Annotated in this window: 26 protein-coding genes; 15 read left to right on the top strand and 11 right to left on the bottom strand. The window is 50.3% G+C overall.

The genetic code is table 11. From position 1 onward, the window contains the following. Nucleotides 1–57: 57 nt before the first annotated feature. Nucleotides 58–366, bottom strand: coding sequence for a DUF1161 domain-containing protein (locus tag LA337_11925; protein UBI18342.1), 309 nt, complete (start codon nt 364–366; stop codon nt 58–60). Nucleotides 367–468: 102 nt separating this feature from the next. Here LA337_11925 and LA337_11920 point away from each other — a divergent pair, with 102 nt between their 5' ends. Next, nucleotides 469–1,179 carry a YnfC family lipoprotein gene (locus tag LA337_11920; protein ID UBI18341.1) on the top strand — a complete coding sequence of 237 codons (711 nt, stop codon included), beginning with the start codon at nt 469–471 and terminating at the stop codon, nt 1,177–1,179. 6 nt (nt 1,180–1,185) lie between these two features. Here LA337_11920 and speG read toward each other — a convergent pair whose 3' ends face one another. After that, a complete protein-coding gene (speG, locus tag LA337_11915; protein ID UBI18340.1) occupies nt 1,186–1,746 on the bottom strand; it encodes a spermidine N1-acetyltransferase in 561 nt (186 codons plus the stop codon). 35 nt (nt 1,747–1,781) lie between these two features. Continuing rightward, entirely contained in the window at nt 1,782–2,123 is a 342-nt protein-coding gene (locus tag LA337_11910) for a DUF1283 family protein (protein ID UBI18339.1), read from the bottom strand. Between the two features lie 153 nt (nt 2,124–2,276). On the opposite strand from LA337_11910, the gene LA337_11905 reads away from it, so the two are divergent. From LA337_11905 to LA337_11885, 5 genes are all read left to right on the top strand, one after another. Continuing rightward, nucleotides 2,277–2,603, top strand: coding sequence for a YnfA family protein (locus LA337_11905; protein UBI18338.1), 327 nt, complete (start codon nt 2,277–2,279; stop codon nt 2,601–2,603). 107 nt (nt 2,604–2,710) lie between these two features. After that, a complete protein-coding gene (rspA, locus tag LA337_11900) occupies nt 2,711–3,925 on the top strand; it encodes a starvation-sensing protein RspA (GenBank protein ID UBI18337.1) in 1,215 nt (404 codons plus the stop codon). Nucleotides 3,926–3,938: 13 nt separating this feature from the next. Then, entirely contained in the window at nt 3,939–4,958 is a 1,020-nt protein-coding gene (locus LA337_11895) for a Zn-dependent oxidoreductase (protein ID UBI18336.1), read from the top strand. Between the two features lie 53 nt (nt 4,959–5,011). Continuing rightward, on the top strand, nt 5,012–6,391 hold the full coding sequence (locus LA337_11890) for an MHS family MFS transporter (protein ID UBI18335.1): 1,380 nt from the start codon (nt 5,012–5,014) through the stop codon (nt 6,389–6,391). Between the two features lie 164 nt (nt 6,392–6,555). Beyond that, the gene (locus LA337_11885) at nt 6,556–8,022 is read left to right on the top strand and encodes a mannitol dehydrogenase family protein (protein UBI18334.1); all 1,467 of its coding nucleotides are present in this window, start codon (nt 6,556–6,558) and stop codon (nt 8,020–8,022) included. Nucleotides 8,023–8,097: 75 nt separating this feature from the next. Here LA337_11885 and ydfZ read toward each other — a convergent pair whose 3' ends face one another. The 3 genes from ydfZ to ydfG all read right to left on the bottom strand — a co-directional run bounded on the left by ydfZ (nt 8,098) and on the right by ydfG (nt 10,012). Then, the gene (ydfZ, locus tag LA337_11880) at nt 8,098–8,301 is read right to left on the bottom strand and encodes a putative selenium delivery protein YdfZ (protein UBI18333.1); all 204 of its coding nucleotides are present in this window, start codon (nt 8,299–8,301) and stop codon (nt 8,098–8,100) included. Between the two features lie 191 nt (nt 8,302–8,492). Further along, on the bottom strand, nt 8,493–9,179 hold the full coding sequence (locus LA337_11875; protein UBI18332.1) for a GntR family transcriptional regulator: 687 nt from the start codon (nt 9,177–9,179) through the stop codon (nt 8,493–8,495). A gap of 86 nt (nt 9,180–9,265) precedes the next feature. After that, a complete protein-coding gene (ydfG, locus tag LA337_11870; GenBank protein ID UBI18331.1) occupies nt 9,266–10,012 on the bottom strand; it encodes a bifunctional NADP-dependent 3-hydroxy acid dehydrogenase/3-hydroxypropionate dehydrogenase YdfG in 747 nt (248 codons plus the stop codon). Nucleotides 10,013–10,149: 137 nt separating this feature from the next. On the opposite strand from ydfG, the gene dcp reads away from it, so the two are divergent. Continuing rightward, on the top strand, nt 10,150–12,195 hold the full coding sequence (gene dcp / locus LA337_11865) for a peptidyl-dipeptidase Dcp (GenBank protein UBI18330.1): 2,046 nt from the start codon (nt 10,150–10,152) through the stop codon (nt 12,193–12,195). Between the two features lie 346 nt (nt 12,196–12,541). Then, entirely contained in the window at nt 12,542–13,468 is a 927-nt protein-coding gene (locus LA337_11860) for a diguanylate cyclase (protein UBI18329.1), read from the top strand. A gap of 286 nt (nt 13,469–13,754) precedes the next feature. Here the strand turns inward: LA337_11860 and mgtS are convergent, their stop codons facing one another. Beyond that, the gene (mgtS, locus tag LA337_11855) at nt 13,755–13,850 is read right to left on the bottom strand and encodes a protein MgtS (protein ID UBI18328.1); all 96 of its coding nucleotides are present in this window, start codon (nt 13,848–13,850) and stop codon (nt 13,755–13,757) included. Between the two features lie 486 nt (nt 13,851–14,336). Here mgtS and urtA point away from each other — a divergent pair, with 486 nt between their 5' ends. From urtA to urtE, 5 genes are read left to right on the top strand one after another with little or no spacing between them, the layout of a single operon-like run. Next, nucleotides 14,337–15,608 (top strand): urea ABC transporter substrate-binding protein, encoded by a 1,272-nt coding sequence (urtA, locus tag LA337_11850; GenBank protein UBI18327.1) that lies wholly within the window; start codon nt 14,337–14,339, stop codon nt 15,606–15,608. Between the two features lie 43 nt (nt 15,609–15,651). Continuing rightward, nucleotides 15,652–17,226 (top strand): urea ABC transporter permease subunit UrtB, encoded by a 1,575-nt coding sequence (gene urtB, locus LA337_11845; GenBank protein UBI18326.1) that lies wholly within the window; start codon nt 15,652–15,654, stop codon nt 17,224–17,226. Next, on the top strand, nt 17,226–18,299 hold the full coding sequence (gene urtC, locus LA337_11840; GenBank protein UBI18325.1) for an urea ABC transporter permease subunit UrtC: 1,074 nt from the start codon (nt 17,226–17,228) through the stop codon (nt 18,297–18,299). The genes urtB and urtC overlap by 1 nt, the downstream gene beginning before the upstream one ends. Continuing rightward, nucleotides 18,299–19,096, top strand: coding sequence for an urea ABC transporter ATP-binding protein UrtD (urtD, locus tag LA337_11835; protein ID UBI18324.1), 798 nt, complete (start codon nt 18,299–18,301; stop codon nt 19,094–19,096). The genes urtC and urtD overlap by 1 nt, the downstream gene beginning before the upstream one ends. A gap of 9 nt (nt 19,097–19,105) precedes the next feature. Continuing rightward, entirely contained in the window at nt 19,106–19,804 is a 699-nt protein-coding gene (gene urtE, locus LA337_11830) for an urea ABC transporter ATP-binding subunit UrtE (GenBank protein ID UBI18323.1), read from the top strand. Between the two features lie 40 nt (nt 19,805–19,844). Here the strand turns inward: urtE and ydeE are convergent, their stop codons facing one another. Continuing rightward, complete coding sequence (ydeE, locus tag LA337_11825) at nt 19,845–21,032, bottom strand: efflux MFS transporter YdeE (GenBank protein UBI18322.1); 1,188 nt, start codon at nt 21,030–21,032, stop codon at nt 19,845–19,847. Nucleotides 21,033–21,229: 197 nt separating this feature from the next. Here ydeE and eamA point away from each other — a divergent pair, with 197 nt between their 5' ends. Then, nucleotides 21,230–22,129: an O-acetylserine/cysteine exporter gene (gene eamA / locus LA337_11820; GenBank protein ID UBI18321.1), complete on the top strand. Its 900-nt coding sequence runs from the start codon at nt 21,230–21,232 to the stop codon at nt 22,127–22,129. A gap of 30 nt (nt 22,130–22,159) precedes the next feature. Here the strand turns inward: eamA and marB are convergent, their stop codons facing one another. The 3 genes from marB to marR are packed head-to-tail and all read right to left on the bottom strand — an operon-like array spanning nt 22,160 to nt 23,245. Further along, nucleotides 22,160–22,378, bottom strand: a complete 219-nt coding sequence (gene marB, locus LA337_11815) for a multiple antibiotic resistance protein MarB (GenBank protein UBI18320.1) — start codon at nt 22,376–22,378, stop codon at nt 22,160–22,162. Between the two features lie 30 nt (nt 22,379–22,408). After that, nucleotides 22,409–22,792 (bottom strand): MDR efflux pump AcrAB transcriptional activator MarA, encoded by a 384-nt coding sequence (marA, locus tag LA337_11810; GenBank protein UBI18449.1) that lies wholly within the window; start codon nt 22,790–22,792, stop codon nt 22,409–22,411. Between the two features lie 18 nt (nt 22,793–22,810). Further along, nucleotides 22,811–23,245, bottom strand: coding sequence for a multiple antibiotic resistance transcriptional regulator MarR (gene marR, locus LA337_11805; protein ID UBI18319.1), 435 nt, complete (start codon nt 23,243–23,245; stop codon nt 22,811–22,813). Nucleotides 23,246–23,502: 257 nt separating this feature from the next. Between marR and LA337_11800 the strand changes: the two genes are divergently transcribed. Then, nucleotides 23,503–24,168: a MarC family NAAT transporter gene (locus LA337_11800; GenBank protein UBI18318.1), complete on the top strand. Its 666-nt coding sequence runs from the start codon at nt 23,503–23,505 to the stop codon at nt 24,166–24,168. The last annotated feature ends 18 nt before the right edge of the window (nt 24,169–24,186 follow it).

The following is a 24,186-nucleotide window of genomic DNA, read 5'->3' as shown; positions in this document are numbered from 1 at the left end:
TATGTCATATTAATGCATATCAAACTGGAGTGACCCTCCGCGCACGGAGGGTGTAATTTATTGCGGTTCGGCGACGTGTCCATCCTGTGCTGGGGTTCTATTGGCAGGGGCGTTGCCACTGTTGGTACGGGTATAGAGAATTTTATGTGTGTCGTTTGCACAATGGCCCACGACCAGTGAATCAGGCTGATCGGCCTGATCGTTGGGGACAATGTTCAGCGTAAAGCTGGATTCTGCCACGCCGTTATTAATGATGCGCTGTTCGATATCGCTTTTCACGCGTTCACATGACGCCGGTGCCGCCAGAACCTGCGGGGACGCGACTACCAGTAAGAGCGCGGCAATTCCTGTTATGTATTTCATCATCAGCTCCTTTATTATCGATATAGACTAAGATTAGCATTTCTGGTGTAAATAACTGTATTTGCTAATATGATTGAGAATTATCTTCTTATCCCGGTGAAAAATGTGAAGAAACAGACCCTGTTAGGATTCCTGTGTGTCGTACTGGTCGGGTGTGATAACGCCAAAGGCCTGGATTCCTTTACGCCGGAAATGGCCAGTTTTTCCAATGAATTTGATTTCGATCCTCTGCGCGGGCCGGTAAAAGATTTCAGCCAGACGCTGCTTAATGACAAAGGTGAAGTCACCAAACGCGTTGTCGGTACGCTCTCACAGGAAGGGTGCTTCGATACGCTTGAGTTGCATGATATCGAAAACAATACCGGTATGGCGCTGGTCCTGGATGCTAACTATTATCGGGATGCCGAAACGCTGGAAAAACGGATCCGCTTACAGGGTAAATGCCAGTTAGCAGAGCTGCCTGCGGCGGGTGTGGTGTGGGATACCGACGATAACGGTTTCGTTGTTTCTGCCACGGGAAAAGAGATGAAAGTGAAATATCGCTATGATGCGGAAGGCTACCCGTTGGGCAAAACAACCGTCAATAAGGACAATACCTTGCAGGTTGATGCCAAACCATCGGTCGACCCGTTGAAGAAACTGGATTACACCGCAGTGAGCCTGCTCAACGATCATCCGTTAGGTAATGTCAAACAAACGTGCAAGTACGATGACTATGCTAATCCTGTCAACTGCCGGCTCGTTATCGTTGACGAGAGCGTTAAGCCGGCAGTTGAACATCATTACTCAATTGAAAACACTATCGATTACTACTAATCGCCTTTACTGAGCGGTAGGTTGCAACAGGTTAGGACCTGACGTTTTATGTTCTGCCAGATACTGCTGCTGGAAGATGCACATGCGGATAGTGTTGCGGTATTGGCCGTTGATAAAGAATTCATGAATCAGCTCACCTTCGACCATAAAGCCGAGTTTACGATAGATATGGATGGCTTTTTCGTTCTCTTTATCAACGATCAGATACAGCTTATATAAGTTGAGTACGGTAAAGCCGTAATCCATTGCCAGCTTTGCCGCGCGCGTTGCCAGACCTTTGCCCTGATAGTCAGGCGAAATAATGATCTGGAATTCGGCCCGACGGTGCACATGGTTAATTTCAACCAGCTCCACCAGACCGGCTTTTTCACCGTCACACTCCACCACGAAGCGACGTTCGCTTTGGTCGTGAATATGCTTGTCGTACAGGTCTGACAGCTCAACAAACGCTTCGTAAGGTTCTTCAAACCAGTAACGCATTACGCTGGCGTTATTATCAAGCTGATGGACGAATCGTAAATCTTCACGCTCCAGCGGGCGCAACTTAACACTGAGGGCGCTAGTCATATCGTATCCTTTCAATATCCTTCAACGTGCAATGATTATGGGGCAACGGTGCGGCCAGTACGGCGGTCAAGGCAGCGCAGGGTGTTGGGTTCCCAGTACGCATTAATATTAGCGCTCTGTTCGCACTTATCACGGCTATCGAACGCCGCGTCGGTTTTGTCCCACTCTTTCTCTACACGTTTATTAACTTTCTGGCGTAGCTGACGCGTATCGTTCCATTGTTCCTTTTCCATTGCTGCCTGTTGACGACTTTGCGCACTGTCTCCGGATTCAATGATCAGTTTACTGGTTTCAGCGAATGCGGAAGAGGTGTACACAGCCGCAGCCAGCGTCAGCATAGCCGTCAGGCACAGGCGTTTGGTCAGTGTAATTTTCATGGCGAATTCCTTTTATGGGAAAGGGAAAAAACGATAAAACAGGGTTAAATTCTACACTATTCCGGCTTCCGGGCATACCCACTCAGCGGATATGGATACGCTGGCAATATTCTGTCGTATCATGCTTAAACCTAAGGTAACTGAATAACATCAATGCTTAAGACTACTTTGCTTTTTTTCGTCACCGCATTATGCGAAATCATTGGCTGCTTTTTACCCTGGCTCTGGCTTAAGCGAGGGGCTACGGCCTGGCTACTGATACCCGCCGGGGTGTCACTGGCGTTATTCGTCTGGTTGCTGACGCTGCATCCGGCAGCAAGCGGACGTGTTTATGCAGCCTATGGCGGGGTGTACGTGGTGACCGCGCTGCTATGGCTACGCATTGTCGATGGCGTAAAATTGAGCCTGTATGACTGGTCAGGCGCGGTGGTGGCGCTGTGCGGCATGCTGATCATTGTGGCTGGATGGGGGCGCGCATAGCGCCTTTTTTGTGATCAATCAGCGCTTTTTTGATCATTATACTTGTATGGTAGTAGCTCAGTTGGGTAAATTTCCTGCATCACAAGAACAGATGTAAGGGATAAAAAATGAAGATTGTTGGGGCTGAAGTGTTTGTCACCTGTCCGGGGCGTAATTTTGTAACGTTGAAAATTACGACAGAAGATGGCATCACCGGACTGGGAGATGCCACATTAAACGGACGCGAGTTGTCCGTGGCGTCCTATCTGAAAGATCATGTTTGCCCGCAGCTAATTGGCCGGGATGCACACCGAATCGAGGACATCTGGCAGTTCTTCTACAAAGGCGCGTACTGGCGTCGTGGTCCGGTCACCATGTCGGCGATTTCCGCAGTGGATATGGCGCTATGGGACATCAAAGCGAAAGCGGCAAATATGCCATTGTACCAGTTGCTCGGCGGTGCTTCTCGTGAAGGGGTTATGGTCTACTGTCACACCACAGGCCATACCGTTGATGACGTACTCGAAGACTATGCGCGTCATAAAGAGATGGGCTTTAAAGCCATTCGCGTACAGTGTGGCGTACCTGGCATGAAAACCACTTACGGCATGTCTAAAGGAAAAGGACAGGCCTATGAACCGGCCACCAAAGGGCAATGGCCGGAAGAGCAGTTGTGGTCAACGGAGAAATACCTGGATTTCACGCCAAAACTGTTTGCTGCCGTACGCGATAAGTTTGGTTTCAACGAACATCTTCTGCACGATATGCACCACCGTCTGACGCCTATTGAAGCGGCCCGTTTCGGCAAAAGCATTGAACAATACCGTCTGTTCTGGATGGAAGACCCAACCCCGGCTGAAAACCAGGAGTGCTTCCGCCTGATCCGCCAGCATACGGTCACTCCGATTGCGGTAGGGGAAGTGTTCAACAGTATCTGGGACTGTAAACAGCTGATTGAAGAACAACTGATCGACTATATCCGTACCACCATCACCCATGCGGGTGGTATCACCGGTATGCGCCGGATTGCCGATTTCGCCTCGCTGTATCAGGTACGTACCGGTTCACATGGGCCTTCCGATTTGTCACCAGTATGCATGGCCGCCGCGCTGCACTTTGATCTGTGGGTGCCGAACTTTGGCGTACAGGAATATATGGGATATTCCGAGCAGATGCTGGAAGTGTTCCCACATAACTGGACCTTTGATAACGGCTATATGCACCCAGGAGACAAACCCGGTCTTGGGATCGAGTTTGACGAAAAACTGGCGGCGAAATATCCGTATGATCCTGCGTATCTGCCCGTTGCTCGCCTGGAAGATGGCACATTGTGGAACTGGTAAGGAGTGAGTTGCTATGAAAAGTATTGTGATTGAAAAACCGAATGTGCTGAATATTGCCGAGCGACCGATACCTGAACCCTCAGCCGGCGAGGTCAGGGTAAAGGTGAAACTGGCGGGAATTTGTGGTTCTGACAGCCATATTTATCGCGGACACAATCCATTTGCACAATACCCGCGGGTGATTGGCCACGAGTTTTTTGGCGTAATTGATGCGGTAGGCGACGGCGTGGACTGTTCACGAATGGGTGAGCGCGTGTCTGTTGATCCGGTCATCAGCTGTGGACATTGTTATCCCTGTTCAATTGGTAAACCTAACGTCTGCACGTCATTAGTGGTACTGGGTGTGCATCGCGATGGCGGTTTCAGCGAATACGCCGTGGTACCGGCGAAAAATGCCTGGACTATCCCGGATGCAGTGCCTGATGAACATGCCGTTATGGTGGAGCCTTTTACCATCGCTGCAAACGTGACAGGGCAAATTAACCCAACAGAGAACGATATCGCACTAATTTATGGCGCGGGCCCTATGGGGCTGACCACCGTACAGGCGCTTAAACGTGTCTATAAAGTAAAAACAGTGGTGATTGCCGACAGAATCGATGAACGCCTGAATATGGCAAAGCAGTGCGGTGCAGACTGGGCCATCAATAATAGTCGGCAATCGCTGCAGGATTTTCTGACGGAAAAAGGGCTAAAACCGACCATCATCGTGGATGCGGCTTGTCATCCATCCATTTTACAGGAGGCTATCACGCTGGCATCGCCAGCCGCGCGGATTGTTCTGATGGGTTTCTCCAGTGAACCTTGTCAGATTGTTCAACAAGGCATTACCGGGAAAGAACTTTCAATTTATTCTTCAAGATTAAATGCGAACAAATTCCCGGTTGTTATTGATTGGTTGGTTAACGGACTTATCGATCCTAATCAACTTATTACCCATACTTTTGACTATCACCACGTTACAGACGCAATTGAATTGTTTGAGAAAGATCAGCAGCGCTGCTGCAAAGTTTTACTCACATTCTCTGAATAATATAAATAACTGCGAGTAAGTGGTACGCATCTTACCTCTTAGAGATAGCCAATATGAACCAAGAAAAGCACGAAAGATCGACGATGGATCTGGTTAGAGCTGCCGTATCCGGATGGTTGGGAACTGCGCTCGAATTTATGGATTTTCAGTTATATTCCTTGGGTGCCGCGCTGGTATTCCATGAGATATTTTTCCCGGAACAGTCTGCCGCGATGGCGCTCATTTTAGCGATGGGTACCTACGGTGCAGGATATATTGCTCGTATCGTCGGAGCATTTATATTTGGCAAAATGGGAGACAGCATTGGCCGTAAAAAGGTGCTGTTTATTACTATCACCATGATGGGGATCTGTACAACTTTAATAGGCGTACTGCCTACGTATGCGCAAATTGGCATCTTTGCCCCCGTATTGCTGGTGACGCTGCGCATCGTGCAAGGGCTTGGCGCAGGGGCTGAGATCTCGGGCGCGGGTACCATGCTTGCTGAATATGCGCCAAAAGGTAAACGCGGGATCATTTCTTCGCTTGTTGCTATGGGGACCAACTGTGGAACCCTTAGCGCAACGGCCATTTGGGCGGTGATGTTCTTCGCTCTTGACCGCGAAGAGCTGTTAGCCTGGGGCTGGCGAATTCCGTTCCTGGCAAGTGTCGTGGTGATGATTTTTGCCATCTGGTTACGTATGAATCTCAAAGAAAGCCCGGTATTTGAGAAAGTTAATGATGAAGAAAATGCGTCGGCATTAAACAATGCTTCGGAAAATACGCTGGGAGCGATGTTTACCAGTAAATCCTTCTGGCTGGCAACCGGTTTACGCTTTGGTCAGGCGGGCAACTCCGGGTTAATCCAAACCTTTCTTGCCGGTTATTTAGTACAGACATTGTTATTTGATAAATCAATACCCACCGATGCCCTAATGATTAGTTCGGTACTTGGATTTATTACCATACCGCTGCTCGGTTGGTTATCTGATAAGTTTGGTCGTCGGTTGCCTTATATTATTCTGAATATTTCAGCAATTATCCTGGCTTATCCGATGCTGTCAATTATCGTGGATAAAACGTATAGCCCGGGCGTTATTATGACGGCACTTATTGTTATTCATAACTTTGCCGTATTGGGATTATTTGCTCTCGAAAATATTACCATGGCGGAAATGTTCGGTGCCCGTAACCGATTCACACGCATGGCGATCTCAAAAGAAGCGGGCGGGTTGGTTGCCGTTGGTTTTGGTCCGGTTCTGGCAGGTATCTTCTGCAACATGACAAATTCCTGGTGGCCAATTCTGGTGATGGTCATCGCCTACTCACTGATTGGTCTGATTTCCGCGTTGCTGATGCCGGAAGTGAAAGACCGCGATCTGAGCGTGCTTGAGGATGCTGCCGAGGTGAATAAAGCCGAGAAGGTTCGTTGCTCGGTGACTCAGACAAACTGATGCCAGACAGTAGCATGGATGGATGTCTCTTACGCCGTCCATGCTATTACACAGCTTTTCATGATGTCATACCAATCATAAAAAGCTTAATGCAAATCAAAACATACAACCATACAGGCGTTACTCTGAGACAGTCCTGATTCCATTGATAAGTAGGCCATACCATGCAAAACAAGCTCCTGGCAGCAAAGGCTGTGCTTCCCGACTACGATCGTACAAAACTGGTTCCGCGTATTGTCCATCTGGGTTTTGGCGCGTTTCACCGCGCACATCAGGGGGTTTACGCTGATATTCTGGCTGCAGAACATGACAGTGACTGGGGTTATTGCGAAGTGAACCTGATTGGCGGTGAGCAGCAGATTGCCGATCTCAAACAGCAAGATAATCTGTATACCGTTGCAGAAATGTCTGCGGATGCCTGGACTGCAAGAGTCGTGGGCGTGGTGAAAAATGCCCTGCATGCGCAGGTTGATGGTCTGGAAAGCGTACTGGCCGCGATGTGCGAACCGCAGGTTGCGATCGTTTCCCTGACCATCACCGAGAAAGGATATTGCCACTCTCCGGCGACCGGTCAATTGATGTTAGACAACCCAATGATTGCCGCCGATCTGCAAAACCCTACACAACCAAAAACTGCGCCAGGCGTTGTTGTTGAGGCTCTTGCGCGTCGCAAAGGTGCGGGTTTAGGCGCCTTTACCGTGATGTCTTGCGACAACATGCCAGAAAACGGTCATGTGATGCGCAATGTTGTCACTGCGTATGCCCGGGCGGTAGATGCTGATCTGGCTGCGTGGATTGAACAACATGTGACATTCCCTTCAACAATGGTTGACCGCATCGTCCCGGCGGTTACCCAGGATACGCTGGACAAAATTGAACGCATCACCGGCGTTCGCGACCCGGCAGGCGTGGCATGCGAACCGTTCCGTCAGTGGGTTATTGAAGATAACTTTGTCGCCGGTCGCCCTGAATGGGAGAAGGCTGGCGCGGAGCTGGTCGCTGATGTTATTCCGTTTGAAGAGATGAAACTGCGTATGCTTAACGGCAGTCACTCTTTTCTTGCTTATCTTGGCTATCTGGCTGGGTATCAGCACATTAACGACTGTATGGGCGATGAAAACTATCGTCTTGCCGCCCGCGCGCTGATGCTGCAGGAACAAGCGCCAACCCTGAAAGTTAAGGGCGTGGATCTACAGCACTATGCCGATCTGTTAATTGAGCGCTACAGCAACCCGGCACTGCGTCATCGTACCTGGCAGATTGCTATGGATGGCAGTCAAAAATTGCCGCAGCGTATGCTTGATTCCGTTCGCTGGCACATTGTACACGGTAGCTGCTTTGAGTTACTGGCCCTGGGCGTGGCAGGCTGGATGCGCTACGTCGGCGGTGTGGATGAACAGGGCCAGGCGATTGAAATTAGCGATCCACTGTTGCCGGTGATCCAGAATGCAGTGCGTAGCAGTAACGAAGGTGAAGAGCGCGTTCAGGCGCTGCTGGCTATCGATGCTATATTTGGGCGTGAACTGCCGCAGGTTGAACGGTTCAAAAACCAGGTCACACAAGCGTATCTTGCTTTACTGGCAGAAGGGGCGAAGGCAACGGTTGCGAAGTATGCTGCAAAACTGAAGTAAAGAAGAACACCTTTCAGGTCGCCATCTGGCTGTAAACGGGCCAGATGGCGCATTGTTTTCTGGCATTCACACCAATTAGTTCATGCCCAAACGAATCAGTTCGAGGGGGGCATATTTACCTTCACACCCTTCGATTTCCACTGTTTTTCCGCGGCGAATTTGCTCAGCGGTCAGGCCATCGGTATCTATCGCTGTAATGCGGCCTGTGAGTCCGGAGTCGCTAATCATGACGCGGCTGCCAGTGGTGATTGCGTTGCGGTTACGATCGTATGTTTTCATGGTGTTTTCTCCTTTCCAACTTACCGTCAAAGCCCGTGGGCTTTTAGTCCCACGTAACGGGCGCAATATAAATACGCTTCTCGTTAATGATTTTTTTTGTTTTCGATCAAAATCACAGCTTTTTTTATGCAGATGTGCGGGAGAGGGAAACATACAGGAGAAACTCACCTCGATGTGAGGTGAGTGTGGTATTAATCTTCGCTGAACCAGTCGCTATTTTCCTGACGGATCAACTGAACGGACTCACCAATTTCCTGGAGGTGCAGCATCATTGCACGCTCAACGGCATCGCCATCATGTTTCTCAAGTGCGGCAAAGATATCGTGATGCTGACGCAGCAGCATTTCTGGCGGGGAAATATGATCCAGGCTCATATAACGAACGCGGTCGATCGTGGCCTTAATATTCTCGACGGTGTCCCAGGCAAGCTGGCACTCGGCGATGAGAGCCAGTTTCTGATGAAACTCGTCATCAAGCTGGAAGAAATCATTAATTTGCTTGCGGTCAATCGCAATGCGCTGCTGATGCAGGTTTTGCTCGAGCTGATAACACTGTTTATCGGTGATCAATGATGCGGCGCGGCGGACCACGGCACATTCAATTGCCTGGCGAACAAAACAGCCGTTTTGTACCTGCGACAGCGAAATTTTATTCACGTAGCTGCCACGCTGCGGACGGATCTGAATCAGGCCATTCTCTGCCAGTTTAATGAATGCTTCTCGTACCGGCTGGCGTGACACATTAAAGCGTACGGAAACCTCTTTCTCCGACAACGGGGTACCGGGCGCAATCAGACAATGCACGATATCACGACGAAGAATACGGTAAATCTGTTGATTTACTGGCTGTGTAGGGTTGAGCTGCGTTTCTACGGTCATTCATTCTTACTTTTTAGAGAGTTAACCCAGGTATTTTATCACTTATTTCAGGCTATCTATACCCGGCGCAAGGCCGGGCAGAGAAATTAGCCACGATGAATACTCAGTCCGGCAAAAGACTGTGCCACAGGCATCATTTCAAGGGTGTTAATGTTGACATGAGCGGGTAAAGACGCCACCCACCATACCGCTTCAGTGACATCTTGCGGGGTCAGCGCTGTGGTATTTTCGTAAGCTTTTTCAGCTTTAGCGTCATCGCCTTTGAAACGGACATTTGAGAACTCCGTACCGCCAACCAGACCCGGTTCAATGTCGGTGACGCGAATCGCAGTACCGTGTAAGTCAGTACGTAAATTCAGGCTAAACTGGCGAACAAACGCCTTGGTTGCACCATAGACGTTACCGCCAGCGTATGGCCAACTGCCCGCCGTAGAACCAATATTGATAATATGACCGCGGTTGCGCTCAACCATACCAGGCAGAACAGCACGGGTCATATAAACCAGGCCTTTGTTGTTGGTGTCGATCATATTTTCCCAGTCTTCAATGCTGGCTTTATGAGCAGGCTCAAGGCCCAGCGCCAGACCCGCGTTGTTGACCAGAATATCAATATTGCGCCATTCAGCAGGTAAGGCGTCCAGCATCTCTTCAATTGATGCACGATTACGTACGTCCAGTTGCGCAGTATAGAGACGGTCACCCAACACATCTTTGAGTTCCTGCAGGCGCTCCTGGCGGCGTCCGGTGGCAATAACTTTATGCCCATTCTCAATAAAACGACGCGTAATGCACTCACCAAAACCTGCGGTTGCTCCGGTTACTAAAACGATCATCTCACTGTTCCTCAACGCTTTTTATGTAGTACTACCATAGCACGTCACTTCCGTTCAGAGCTATTGCTGCTTAACACGATTGCGGTCGATTCGTGGGAAGTCTACTCTGGTAAACAAATCGTTTTCAGGAGTGAAAGATGTCGTTAACGAATCCTTTTTTACACCACAGCACATTACCTTATCAGGCGCCGCAGTTTGATCAGATTGACGTGCAACATTATCGTCCTGCGTTCGATGAAGGTGTGCGTCAAAAGCGCGCAGAGATCGCAGGGATTGTGCAAAACCCGCAGCGCCCTGATTTTGCGAATACTTTACTGGCGCTTGAGCAAAGTGGCGCGCTGCTCACGCGGGTGACCAGCGTTTTCTTTGCGATGACGGCGGCGCACACCAACGATGAACTACAACGCCTTGACGAAGAGTTTTCCGCAGAGTTGGCGAGCCTTGCCAATGATATCTATCTCAATAGTGCGCTTTTCGCCCGCGTCGAAAACGTCTGGCAACGGCGCAGTTCCTCAGGACTGGATAGCGAATCAATACGCCTGCTGGAAGTCGTCTACCAGCGTTTTGTATTGGCCGGCGCCTGTCTGAATGAGACGGATAAAGCCCGCCTTAAAGCGCTTAATACGGAGTCAGCCACGCTGACCAGCCAGTTTAATCAACGCCTGCTGGCGGCGAACAAGTCTGGTGCTATGGTGGTGGATGATGTCCGGCATCTGGACGGGCTCAGCACAGAGGAAATTGCTGTTGCCGCCGAAACTGCAAGGGAAAAAGGGCTTGAAGCGCGTTGGGTTATCCCGTTATTAAACACCACTCAGCAACCAGCGCTTGCGGTATTACGCGATCGTCAGACCCGTGAAAATCTTTTCACCCGCGCATGGACACGGGCTGAAAACAATGATGCTAACGACACTCGGGCTATTATTCAGCGACTGGTGGAGATCCGGATGCAGCAGGCGAAACTGCTCGGTTTTGCTAATTACGCTGCATGGAAAATTGCCGACCAGATGGCAAAAACGCCGGAAGCGGCACTGACATTCATGCGGTCTATTGTTCCGGCCGCGCGAGCGCGAGCGTTAGATGAGCAGGCTGAAATCCAGAAAGTTATCTTTCAGCAAGACGGGCAGTTTAGCGCCGAGGCCTGGGACTGGTCGTTTTATGCCGAGCAGGTCCGTCGTGAGAAATATGCCCTTGATGAGGCTCAGCTCAAACCTTATTTTTCCCTGGATTCGGTACTGAACGAGGGCGTTTTCTGGACGGCCAATCAGCTCTATGGCATCAAATTCGTGGAGCGATTCGACATTCCTGTTTATCACCCGGATGTACGGGTATGGGAAATATTCGATCATGATGGCATAGGGTTGGCGTTATTTTACGGTGATTTCTTTGCCCGGGAATCAAAAAGCGGTGGAGCCTGGATGGGTAATTTTGTTGAGCAATCGCTACTTAACGAAACCAGACCGGTTATTTACAACGTCTGTAATTATCAAAAACCTGCAAAAGAGCAGCCCGCGTTACTGCTGTGGGATGATGTTATTACGTTATTTCATGAGTTTGGACATACGTTGCACGGTCTGTTTGCCACTCAGCGTTATGCCACACTTTCAGGAACCAATACTCCGCGGGATTTTGTCGAGTTCCCTTCGCAGATCAACGAGCACTGGGCGAGTCATCCGCAAGTCTTTTCCCGTTTTGCCCGGCATGTTGATACCGGGGAGCACATGCCGCAGGCATTGCGAGATAAAATGCAGCAGGCAAGTTTGTTTAACAAAGGTTACGACATGACTGAACTGCTCAGCGCCGCATTGCTGGATATGCGCTGGCACTCTCTGGAAATGAGCGACGCATGTCATCCGGTCGATCAATTTGAACAGCAGGCGCTGGTGGCCGAAGGGTTGGATCTCAAGGCCGTGCCGCCACGTTATCGCAGTAGTTATTTTGCCCATATTTTCGGCGGCGGCTATGCCGCTGGTTATTACGCCTACCTGTGGACGCAAATGCTGGCCGACGACGGCTATCAGTGGTTTGTAGAGCAGGGCGGATTAACCCGGGAAAACGGGCAGAAATTCCGCGATGCGATTTTGTCGCGCGGGAATAGCACTGATTTAGCTGTGCTTTATCGCCACTGGAGCGGACGCGATCCACAAATGGAGCCGATGCTCAAACATCGTGGTTTGAGCGCGTAAGGTTTGTTTAGATGACGAGAAGAACCGGGCGTGATGCCCGGTTTTTTATCTTGTGTTCATCGTTCCAATTGATAACGCTTATTCTCATTTTAACTATGCTGTCCGAGTTGTATATTGTTTTGCTTGATATGTTTTCGTTTCATTAAATATGAAACAAGGAAAGGGGTGATTAATATATCTCATTGATATTTAATGGTTAAATGTGAGTTTCAATCATCTTGCGACCTATAATGAAGGAGGCGTTAATTTGTTGTCTAATAACTACTATTAAAAAATTTACATAAATTTTCTTTTTTGTCGTTAAGATAATTACATCTGAGACGCTCGAACAGGGAGGGAGGTCGTGATGATGAAAAATACGGCGGAAATAGATGCGATTTTGCTAGCATTGAACAAGTCCATTGATGCTCACTATAAATGGATGGTGAAAATGTTCCGCTGCGTTGTGTCCTCCGATGTCACTCAGCCGGATATTGTAGGTGACAACTCTCATTTTGTTTGTCAATTTGGACAGTGGCTTAATTATCATCCATTGCACAATGAGGATGATTGTAGTTATGTAAGTAAGATAAATGCAGCCCATGAAAAGATGCATTTATTAGGAAAGGAGTTGCTATTGGCAATAGTGGAGAATCGTAGCCATTCATGGCATTTCGACAGCTTCCAGGACGCGTTACTGGCATTTACGTCTGCTGTAATGGACTACAAAATATATTTACTGAACATCCGCAGTAATATCGATGTATTAACAGGCTTACCCGGTAGAAGAATGCTCGATGAGTCTTTTGACCAGCAGTTACTCGATGCCGAGCCGCTTAATCTCTATATCTTGTTGCTGGACATCGACCGTTTTAAGCACATTAACGATACTTATGGTCACCTGGTGGGGGACGTGGTACTACGCGCTCTGGCATCAAATTTGTTGTCATGGACACGATATGATGAGGTGGCTTACCGCTACGGTGGTGAAGAGTTTATTATCATCATCCGCACAAAAACGGATGAACAGGCTTGCCAGGCAGGTTTGCGATTGTGTCAGCTTATTGGCCAGAAAAAAATACCCTATGCTGATGGAGAGATCGGAATCACGGTAACGGCTGGAATAACACGAGTTCAACAGGGAGAAGCGCTGGATACCGCTCTTGGTCGGGCTGATAACGCGATGTATCAAGGAAAACAGACCGGCAGGAATCGCTGTATGTTCATGGATGAACGCGAGCGGATCACTCTGGTTGACGCCAGTGATGAGATCTCATACCCCTTGAGCGCGTGAGATTTGCGAACACCGTTTCAAGGTAGTTGCGTTTCGTTTAACTTTCATTGGGGTTGTCGATGATAGATTAGTCAAATATCCGTTATCTTCGCAGGGAATTGCCAGATAGCGTATAAAAGCAAAACACAAATCTATCCATGCAAGCATTCACCGCTGGTTTATCCGGCGGTTTTTTTTATCTGTAAACCAGGGAAAAAGTGCCAGGAGGGCGATTCAGGTAAAAAAAATGGCCCCTTGTGCAGTTACGCTACAAGGGGCCGGGTCGGTGCAGGACTATCTCCGTTCATCAATCATCCCATCTGTGGCTAAAATACGCGGCCAGGAAACCGGAAAATAAAATAATTCCCAGAACAGCCATAAAAATATTCATATTACCCAGCATAGTAAATGCTCCTTTATCTGTGAGTTTCCTCTCTTACCTTAAGTTCACCTCGCTTATGACTATAGTAGCAATTCAATCTTAAACAAAGGCTGAACTGTGTGATTATTTTGGCTGAAAAGTAAAATTTTGACGTGATGGCGTCGGGAAAAATAAATAATAGTGACGAGACACATTTATCTGTAGGCAAATAACCCTGCTTTTCAACCCGGAGACGCCGTTATCACGGTGTGCTGCAGACACAGATTGTTGCACGTTTATAATGCAGAGTTGTCTCATGGTGGTTCAATTTTTCGTTTGATTAATCCTTCTGGTGGGAGATTTTAATACTAATCTTTGTAAACGATGCGCTAATCTATTGATTTTATGTGATGTTTTAATATCTGGCATCGTTTTTGCCTTATCACTTCTGAATACCCTTTATTTGCACCGTTTTGTCTGCCCGGCTGCACCGGAGCTTTCAGCAAGTCTAATTTCAGGAGTGAAACTATGCAGCGTCGTACATTTTTAAAAGCTTTTGCGCTTTCCGCCTCTGTAGTAGCAATGGGAATGAGTTTTACCGTTCAGGCAGCCGACACCATTAAAGTTGGCATCATGCATTCGTTATCCGGCACGATGGCTATTTCCGAAACGCCGCTGAAAGATGTGGCGTTGATGACCATTGATGAAATCAATGCGAAGGGTGGTGTGTTGGGTAAAAAGCTGGAGCCTGTAGTGGTTGACCCGGCCTCGAACTGGCCGTTATTTGCTGAAAAAGCACGTCAGTTGCTGAGTCAGGATAAGGTGGCGGTGGTTTTCGGCTGCTGGACATCGGTTTCGCGTAAATCTGTTTTACCGGTGTTTGAAGAATTAAACGGTCTGCTGTTTTACCCGGTGCAATATGAAGGTGAGGAGATGTCGCCTAACGTCTTCTATACCGGCGCGGCGCCTAACCAACAGGCGATCCCGGCGGTTGAGTACCTGATGAGTGAGGACGGCGGCAGCGCTAAGCGCTTCTACCTGCTGGGTACGGACTATGTCTATCCGCGTACGACTAACAAAATTTTACGCGCCTTTTTGCATTCGAAAGGCGTTGCCGATAAAGACATCGAAGAGGTGTATACCCCATTCGGACACAGCGATTACCAGACCATTGTCGCCAGTATTAAAAAATTCGCCGCAGGGGGGAAAACGGCGGTGGTATCAACCATCAACGGGGATTCTAACGTTCCATTCTATAAAGAGTTAGCGAACCAGGGGCTGAAAGCCACCGATGTTCCGGTGGTGGCATTCTCCGTGGGTGAGGAGGAATTACGAGGAATTGATACCAAACCGCTGGTGGGCAACCTTGCTGCGTGGAACTACTTTGAGTCCGTAGATAATGCGGCCAATAAAAAGTTCGTCGCGGATTATCGGGCGTATGCCAAAGCCCATAAGCTACCAAACGCGGATTCGGTGGTAACGAACGATCCTATGGAAGCCACCTGGGTAGGCCTGCATATGTGGGCGCAAGCGGTAGAAAAAGCCGGAACTACCGATGTGGATAAAGTTCGCGCCGCTATGGCGGGGCAATCATTCGCTGCGCCATCAGGTTTTACCCTGACCATGGATGCAACCAACCATCACCTGCATAAACCCGTCATGATTGGCGAGATTGAAGGCAACGGCCAGTTTAACGTGGTGTGGCAAACCGATGAGCCGGTCCGCGCCCAGCCGTGGAGTCCGTACATCGCCGGTAATGATAAAAAATCTGACCAGCCCGTGAAAACCGCCAGCAACTGATCTTACGCCCTCCCGCGGGAGGGCAACGCTTTGGAGAACGCTTATGAAAGCTATGCGTTTTATTCGTGGTGTGCTGTTGCTGATGTGGTTTATGCCGTGGATAGCGCAGGCCGCAGATGCCGATACCTTTACCGCCGGCAGCCGAACTCAGCAGGCCGCCTTGCTTGAACAATGGGCGGTGAATCCAGACGTTCAGCGTATGCCGCTGCTTAGCGCGCTGCGAGATGAGAACCTGCTGACCGATGACGCGAAAAATGCGTTCATCGTGGACGACTCGCACGTACAGCCGTTAGGAGTCGCGGCATCTCCGTCCGGCGAGCTTAAAAAAGTCCGCCTGACTAACCGCCTGCGTAATCTGGTGGCCGGAACGTGGGCCGTTCATCAACTTTTAAGTGACAGTGTCACCATGAGAAAAGGGGCAGCACGTACATTACAACGTGAGGCACAGCCGGGCATGCTGCCGTTTTTGCAGCAACAACTGGCCCGGGAGCCAGATGCTGGCGTGAAATCCGCGCTGGAGATTGCACTGGCAAACCTGCAACTAACCAGCACCTTGCCAGAGGTCAGACGGCAGGCCATCGAACTTCTCGGGGCGTCAAACGATCCTGAAACCCAGGCACGCCTGCTGCCATTCACCCAGGCTGAACATGAACCTGATGCGCGCGTTCGTGCGGCCGCTGGCGAAAGCCTGAATTCCATCGCGCATCGCATGAAGGTTGGCGATCTTCTTGGACAGGCATTTATGGGGCTGTCGCTGGGCTCAATTTTGCTGTTGGCGGCACTGGGGCTGGCTATTACCTACGGGCTACTCGGCGTCATTAATATGGCGCATGGCGAGATGTTAATGCTTGGCGCTTACTGTACCTGGATGGTGCAACAGATTATCGGCCAGTTTTTCCCGCAATGGTTGGCCTGGTATCCGGTTATTGCGCTTCCGGTCGCCTTTTTACTTACCGCGGCGGTGGGAATGCTGCTCGAGCGCGGGGTGATTCGCCATTTATACGGACGTCCACTCGAAACACTGCTGGCGACATGGGGGATCAGTCTGATGCTGATCCAGTTGGTGCGTATGACCTTCGGCGCGCAAAACCTTGAAGTCGCCAATCCGGCATGGCTTTCCGGCGGCATTCAGGTTTATGCCAATCTGATTTTGCCGTGGAACCGAATTGTGGTGCTTGGCTTTGCCATGCTGGTGCTGTTCTTCACCTGGCTGTTGTTGAATAAAACGCGTCTCGGGCTGCGCGTGCGTGCAGTGACGCAAAATCGCAATATGGCGGCCTGCTGCGGCGTACCTACCGGACGCGTCGATATGCTGGCTTTTGGTCTTGGTTCAGGGATTGCCGGGCTGGGGGGCGTCGCGCTCTCGCAATTAGGCAACGTAGGACCGGAACTGGGGCAAAGCTACATTATCGATTCGTTTCTTGTGGTGGTGCTGGGCGGTGTTGGGCAACTCGCCGGGAGTGTGGCCGCCGCGTTTGGGCTGGGGATCTTCAACAAAATTCTTGAGCCTCAGGTGGGGGCGGTTCTCGGCAAAATTATGATTCTGGTGCTGATTATTCTGTTTATTCAGAAACGTCCTCAAGGGCTGTTCGCGCTAAAAGGGAGGGTTATTGACTGATGACGATGCCAATGACATTGACGCTGGCGCGTAAAGCGCCGCGGGCGACACGCGTCCTGGGACTGTGCTTATTGCTCGCGTTGATTGTTCTGCCGTTTCTGGCGCTGTTACCTGCGGAACATCCGCTGGCCATATCGGTGTGGACGCTGACGCTGGCCGGAAAAATTCTCTGCTATGCCATTGTGGCGGTCGCGCTGGATCTGGTGTGGGGTTATGCGGGAATGCTTTCGCTGGGCCACGGTATCTTCTTTGCGCTTGGGGGCTATGCGATGGGAATGTACCTGATGCGTCAGGCCTCCGGCGAAGAGTTACCGGCCTTTATGTCGTTCCTGTCGTGGACCGAGCTGCCCTGGTTTTGGTGGGGGACGCAACACTTTATCTGGGCGATGCTGCTGGTTGTGCTGGTGCCGGGCCTGCTGGCCCTGGTATTTGGTTGGTTTGCCTTCCGTTCAAAAATCAAAGGGGTCTATTTTTCCATCATGACCCAGGCTCTGACTTTCGCCGGAATGCTGCTGTTTTTCCGTAACGAAACCGGCTTTGGAGGAAATAACGGTTTTACTGGCTTTACCACCATTCTGGGATTCCCGGTGACCGCGACCTCAACCCGTATTGCGCTGTTTCTGGCGACAGTCCTGCTGCTGGTTCTGGCAATATGGCTGGGGCTGGCGCTGGCCCGCAGTAAGTTTGGTCGTATTCTGACTGCCGTACGCGACGCCGAGAATCGTCTGATGTTTTGTGGATACGATCCAAAAGGTTTCAAGCTGCTGGTGTGGACGCTTTCCGCCGTGCTGTGCGGTCTGGCGGGTGCGCTGTATGTTCCACAGGTGGGAATCATTAACCCCAGCGAAATGTCGCCGACTAACTCGATTGAAGCGGCGATTTGGGTTGCGCTCGGCGGGCGTGGAACCCTGATCGGCCCGGTTTTTGGCGCCGTACTGGTGAATGGCGCTAAAAGCCTGTTTACCGTCATCATGCCGGAATACTGGCAGCTGTTTCTTGGCCTGATCTTTATCGGCGTTACGCTTTTTTTACCTCGCGGCGTGATTGGCCTGTTTCGCAAGGGAGACAAATAATGCAGCCAGATGAAGGACTTTTCACTCGCCAGATGCCTGGGGATCGGTTTCGCGACCAAACGGACCCCGTGTTACAGCTGGAAAAAATTAACGTTAATTTCGATGGATTTCAGGCGTTAACGGATCTCACGCTCAATATTGGCGTTGGGGAGTTGCGTTGCATCATTGGTCCCAACGGCGCCGGAAAAACGACGCTAATGGATGTCATTACCGGCAAAACCAGGCCGCAAAGCGGTCGTGCGATATACGATCAGTCAACCGACTTAACAACGCTGGATCCCATCGCCATTGCACGTCAGGGGATTGGGCGGAAATTTCAGAAGCCCACGGTATTTGAAGCGTTAACGGTGGAGGAGAACCTGGAGCTGGCGCTGAAAAGCGATAAATCTGTCTGGGGCTCTCTACGGGCGCGCCTAACAGGCGAACAGCGGGATCGTATTGATGAAATACTGGCGCTGTTGCGCCTGGGTAACGAGCGGGCCCGTCGCGCCGGGCTGCTTTCGCACGGGCAGAAACAATTTCTTGAAATTGGCATGCTGCTGGTTCAGGAACCTCATTTACTGCTGCTGGATGAGCCTGCTGCGGGTATGACGGATGCGGAGACGGAATACACGGCGGAGCTGTTTCGCCAGCTTGCCGGGAAGCACTCCCTGATGGTTGTTGAACACGATATGGGATTTGTCGAAACCATCGCCGATCGCGTCACGGTATTACATCAGGGACGTGTACTGGCTCAGGGGAGTCTGCGTGAAGTGCAGGCCAATGAGCAGGTTATTGAAGTTTATCTCGGACGTTAAGGGGTGCAGATGCTGCAGGTGAAAGAACTGAATCAATATTATGGTGGCAGTCATATTCTGCGAGGTGTGAACTTTGACGCGCGTATCGGCGAGGTGACATGTCTGCTGGGGCGTAACGGCGTGGGGAAAACGACGCTTCTGAAGTGCCTGATGGGGCTTATTCCTGCCCGTAGTGGAAGCGTGCTCTGGCAGGAAAAAAATGTCACTCAGTGGAAACCACATCAGCGGGTCAGGGCCGGTGTGGCGTATGTCCCACAGGGGCGCGATATTTTTCCACGTCTGACGGTGGAAGAGAATCTGTTGCTCGGCCTTTCCCGTTTTTCAGCACAGGAGGCCCGATGCGTTCCGGATGATATCTACGCGCTCTTTCCGGTTTTACAGGAGATGAAGCACCGGCGGGGCGGTGATTTGTCCGGTGGGCAACAGCAGCAACTGGCGATTGGACGGGCGCTGGCAAGTCGCCCGCAGCTGTTGATCCTCGATGAACCCACTGAGGGGATCCAGCCGTCAGTGATTAAAGAGATTGGTCAGGTGATTTCTCAACTGGCGCACCGGGGAGATATGGCCATTTTACTGGTGGAGCAGTTCTATGATTTTGCGCAGCAGTTGGCCGATAAATATCTGATTATGTCGCGCGGCATTATTATTCAAAGCGGCGACGGCAAAAATATGGAGACCGAGGGCGTCCGGGGACTGGTCGCCATTTGAAATATGCGACAGAGCGGCTTCGGCTCTGTCGCTTTACTCATTAGCAGACCGCTGTCTGTCCCCAGGGTTTGGTGCGCATGCCTTTTATCATTAGCGCCCAGGCAAGGATGATTGCGACCATCAGCGCCACAAACAGCGACCACGGCGGCAATGTAGTTAAAATGACGCCGCTGACTAATGGGTTTACCGCTGCGCCCAGCCAGCCTAACGACTGAGCGGAAAAGTAACTGGCTTTCATGCCAGTTGGCGCGATGTTGTCGATGAGCATGTATTCACCTGGCGCGTAAATAACTTCACCAATAGTGAAAAAGGCGGCAGATATCCCCCATAACAACAGACTATTACCGGAGAAGGTGAAGCCAACCAGGCCAACCACAAAGAACAGCGTCGCCACCGTCATTAACGGGCGGATATTCGTGGCGGTGAGCCTGCGGCCGAAGGCATATTGCAGTGATACCACAATAGCGGCGTTGACGGGCAGAACCACTGCCACCACCTTCTCGGCAAAATCGCCGTCAGCAACCACCATGACGTATTGTGAAATACAGGACGCAAACGCGCCGCTAACGAATGACGCCAGGAATGCGGATAGCGTAAACCAGCATAATGCTCTGTCGCGTAGTAGTACCGAGGGGGACCAAACCGCGGCGTTTAAACCTTCTGATGCTGCCGGTGAACGTTTTACCCAGGTCTGGATAAACACCAGTGGTAGGGCTGAACAAGCCGCAGCGAGCCAAAACGGCAGGTTAATGCTTTGCATCACCAGCAGCGTGCCCAGCGGTGGGCCAACGGTCCAGCCAATGTTCAGCACGGTATAGTTAAGCGAGAAAATTTTCGTTTTGTTGGTCGCGGAGAGGTTATCGGCAAACCAGGCCTTCAAAACCGTGGCGAAGACGGAGTAGGCGCAGTTGATCAGAGCGAAAAGCAGAACCACCACCACCACGTTATGCACCAGTGGAATAGCAATAAAGCCTGATGCAAAGCCGCAGATAGCCAGCAGCATGTAGCGTTTTTTATCGAACTTGTCGGCCAGAATACCAAAGCCAAGGCTGAACACCACGCCAATGGTCAGAGCGACCGTCATCGCATAACCGATCAGGTCGACGCTCAGGTTGTACTGTCGACTGAGGTAGATAGTCATAAATGGCAGCGTGGCGCCACGGCCAATCGTTAATAACAATGATGATGCGAGTAACGCGAGAGTGGACCTTCTCAAAGAGATATTCATTTTCCTGCCCGACAATGCATGTTGTTATGTTTTTTTAGATATCAAAAACAAATAGCATGCTAAAAGTGTGATGTACACTCAATAAGTTGTCCGAAAACGCCCTGTGTGGCCTACCTGAATTAATGATCTGTTACGGCACAACGATTTCCGTTACTTTAACTTGTTTACAAAAATTTAATATTTGCAGGGGCAGTGGTATGTCGCGTAAAGACGGGTTATTAGCGTTACTGGTCGTTGTGGTTTGGGGGCTGAACTTTGTTGTCATTAAAGTGGGGCTGCACAATATGCCCCCCTTAATGCTGGCAGGACTGCGATTTTTACTGGTGGCGTTTCCGGCGATATTCTTTGTTGCCCGTCCGAAAATACCGCTTTCGCTACTACTCGGTTATGGACTAACCATCAGTTTTGGGCAGTTCGCGTTTCTCTTTAGCGCCATCAAATTCGGTATGCCTGCCGGGTTAGCTTCTCTGGTATTACAGGCTCAGGCATTTTTCACCATCATTCTGGGGGCATTTGCCTTTGGCGAGCGTCTGCAGGGTAAACAACTGGTAGGAATTGCGCTGGCGGTCTTTGGCGTGCTGGTGTTGATTGAGGCCAGTCTGAACGGACAGCATGTCGGCATGCTCGGTTTTATGCTGACGCTGGCGGCGGCGCTGAGCTGGGCCTGCGGTAATATCTTTAACAAAAAAATCATGCAGCACCCGTCACGCCCGGCCGTGATGTCGCTGGTGGTATGGAGTGCGTTGATTCCTGTTGTTCCATTCTTCCTGGCCTCATTACTTCTCGATGGACCGGCGCAAATTACCCAAAGTCTGGTGGCAATAGATATGACCACCATTCTGTCACTGGTCTATCTGGCGTTTGTGGCGACCATTGTGGGTTACGGTATCTGGGGTTCTTTACTCGGGCGTTATGAGACCTGGCGTGTCGCGCCGTTGTCGCTGTTGGTACCGGTGGTTGGACTGGCGAGCGCGGCCGTGCTGCTGGATGAAACGCTGACCGGATTGCAACTGCTTGGTGCGTTACTGATCATGGCGGGGTTGTATATCAATGTGTTTGGCTTTCGGTTGCGTAAGACTGCGCAGGCGAGAGGATAAAAAAAGCCCCGCAGTGACGGGGCAAAAAAATCACAGGTTGCGCATATTGTAATAAGGCACACCTAATTCGTCGGATTTGTCGCTGCCTGCACCCATATGATTAAAATCGAACGGGGACTGATCGTGCGCTGGCGGCATAATCATCGCGTCGCGACTGTTTTGTGTGGCAGGCTGCGCGGTCTGTTCCGCCATGCTCTGGCCCGAAACAACAAACAGCAGGGCCAGCATTGCATAAGACAGAAGTTTCATGATTTCCTCGGTTACGTCGTTAACTGGCGATTAGCAATTACATTGATTGAGTGGAAGCAAATAGCGCGATTCGCCGTGCATATTCGTCATACGGTATTTATGCGGCGGAACATCAAAATAGTTTTTGAATGTTCGGGTCAGCGTTTGCTGAGACTCAAAGCCGTAACGTTCCGCCAGATAAAGGATCGGCTCGTTACTCTCTTTTAATTTTTGTGCTATTTCAGTCATTTTACGGCTGCGGATGTATTGGCCCAGTGAATGACCGGTTTCTTTTTTAAACATCCGTTGCAGGTGCCATTTGGAGTAACCTGAACGCTCTGACACTTTTTCCAGTGAGAGCGGCGATTCAAGGTTATTTTCGATCCAGTCCAAAATGCTATGAATAGTGATTGTGTCAGTATTGCGTCTGGACATCGTCATACCTCTTTCTGTTTACGGCAGGATTTTCTTAAGCAAATGCTCAAGCGTGGTCACTTCATCCGCCGTTAAGTTTTTTGTTAGTTCCTGGTGTAGGTCTTGCCCTACTAATTGATGACACTGCTCGCAAATTGCTGCGCCATGCTCGGTGAGTTTCACCAGCACGCCCCGCTTGTCATGTGGATTCGGAAGCCTTTCAATCCAGCCTTTACAGGCCAGTCTGTCCAGCATCCGCGTCAGAGCGCCGAGATCGACAGACAGCACTTTTTTCAATTCGACAGGGGTGATGCACACCGCGCAACGGATGGAGCAAAGCACCTTGAACTGCGATGCCGTGATATCCAGCGGTGACAGATAGTCGTTTAGCAAACGATCTTTTTTCTGATTAACCATGTAGATCAAACGACCCAGTGGGATGATTTCGTTAAACAGATCACTGGTGCTTTTCACAATGGTTGCCCTGGCAAGTAGTTAGTCACGGCTGATATTATTGCTTAGGCAAATATAAGTCAAATGAATGAGTCGGCAAATGCCACGTTTTGCTAAAGCATCAGGCCGAACACCTGGCGTGTGTAAATTTAACGGTTTGATAATTATGGTTTATACCTGCAGATGAAAAATGAATCCTTACAGCGCGAAAATGGCTTATCTCCCGGATTTCACCGTATACTTGCCGTTGACGATTAACGCACAGGAAAGATGACATTATGATGGACTTGTTTAAAGCAATAGGACTGGGGCTGGTAGTCCTGTTACCGTTGGCAAACCCGTTAACCACCGTGGCGTTGTTCCTTGGCCTTGCCGGCAACATGAACAGCGCAGAGCGTAACCGTCAGTCACTCATGGCGTCCGTTTACGTGTTCGCTATCATGATGGTGGCTTACTACGCCGGACAACTGGTGATGAACACCTTTGGGATTTCGATTCCCGGGCTACGTATTGCGGGTGGGTTAATCGTTGCGTTTATCGGCTTTCGGATGTTGTTTCCACAGCAGAAGGCGCATGATTCTCCGGAAGCGAGAAGCAAATCAGAAGAACTCGAAGACGAACCGACGGCCAATATTGCATTTGTTCCGCTGGCCATGCCAAGCACCGCGGGTCCGGGTACGATTGCAATGATCATCAGTTCGGCGTCAACCGTGCGTCATGGTTCCGAGTTTCCGGACTGGGTGATCATGGTCGCGCCGCCGATTATTTTTGCGGCAGTCGGGGTGATCCTGTGGGGCAGTTTGCGCAGTTCCGGTGGGATTATGCGCCTGGTCGGTAAAGGCGGGATTGAGGCGATTTCCCGTCTGATGGGCTTCCTGCTGGTATGTATGGGCGTGCAGTTTATTATTAACGGCGTGCTGGAAATCATTAAAACTTACGCTTAAAACAACGCGCCCGGCATG

This window comes from Citrobacter europaeus (assembly GCA_020099315.1).
GTDB classification, from domain to species: domain Bacteria; phylum Pseudomonadota; class Gammaproteobacteria; order Enterobacterales; family Enterobacteriaceae; genus Citrobacter; species Citrobacter europaeus.
Note: the sequence above shows the minus strand (reverse complement) of the source record. Positions and strands in the feature narration are given on the sequence as shown.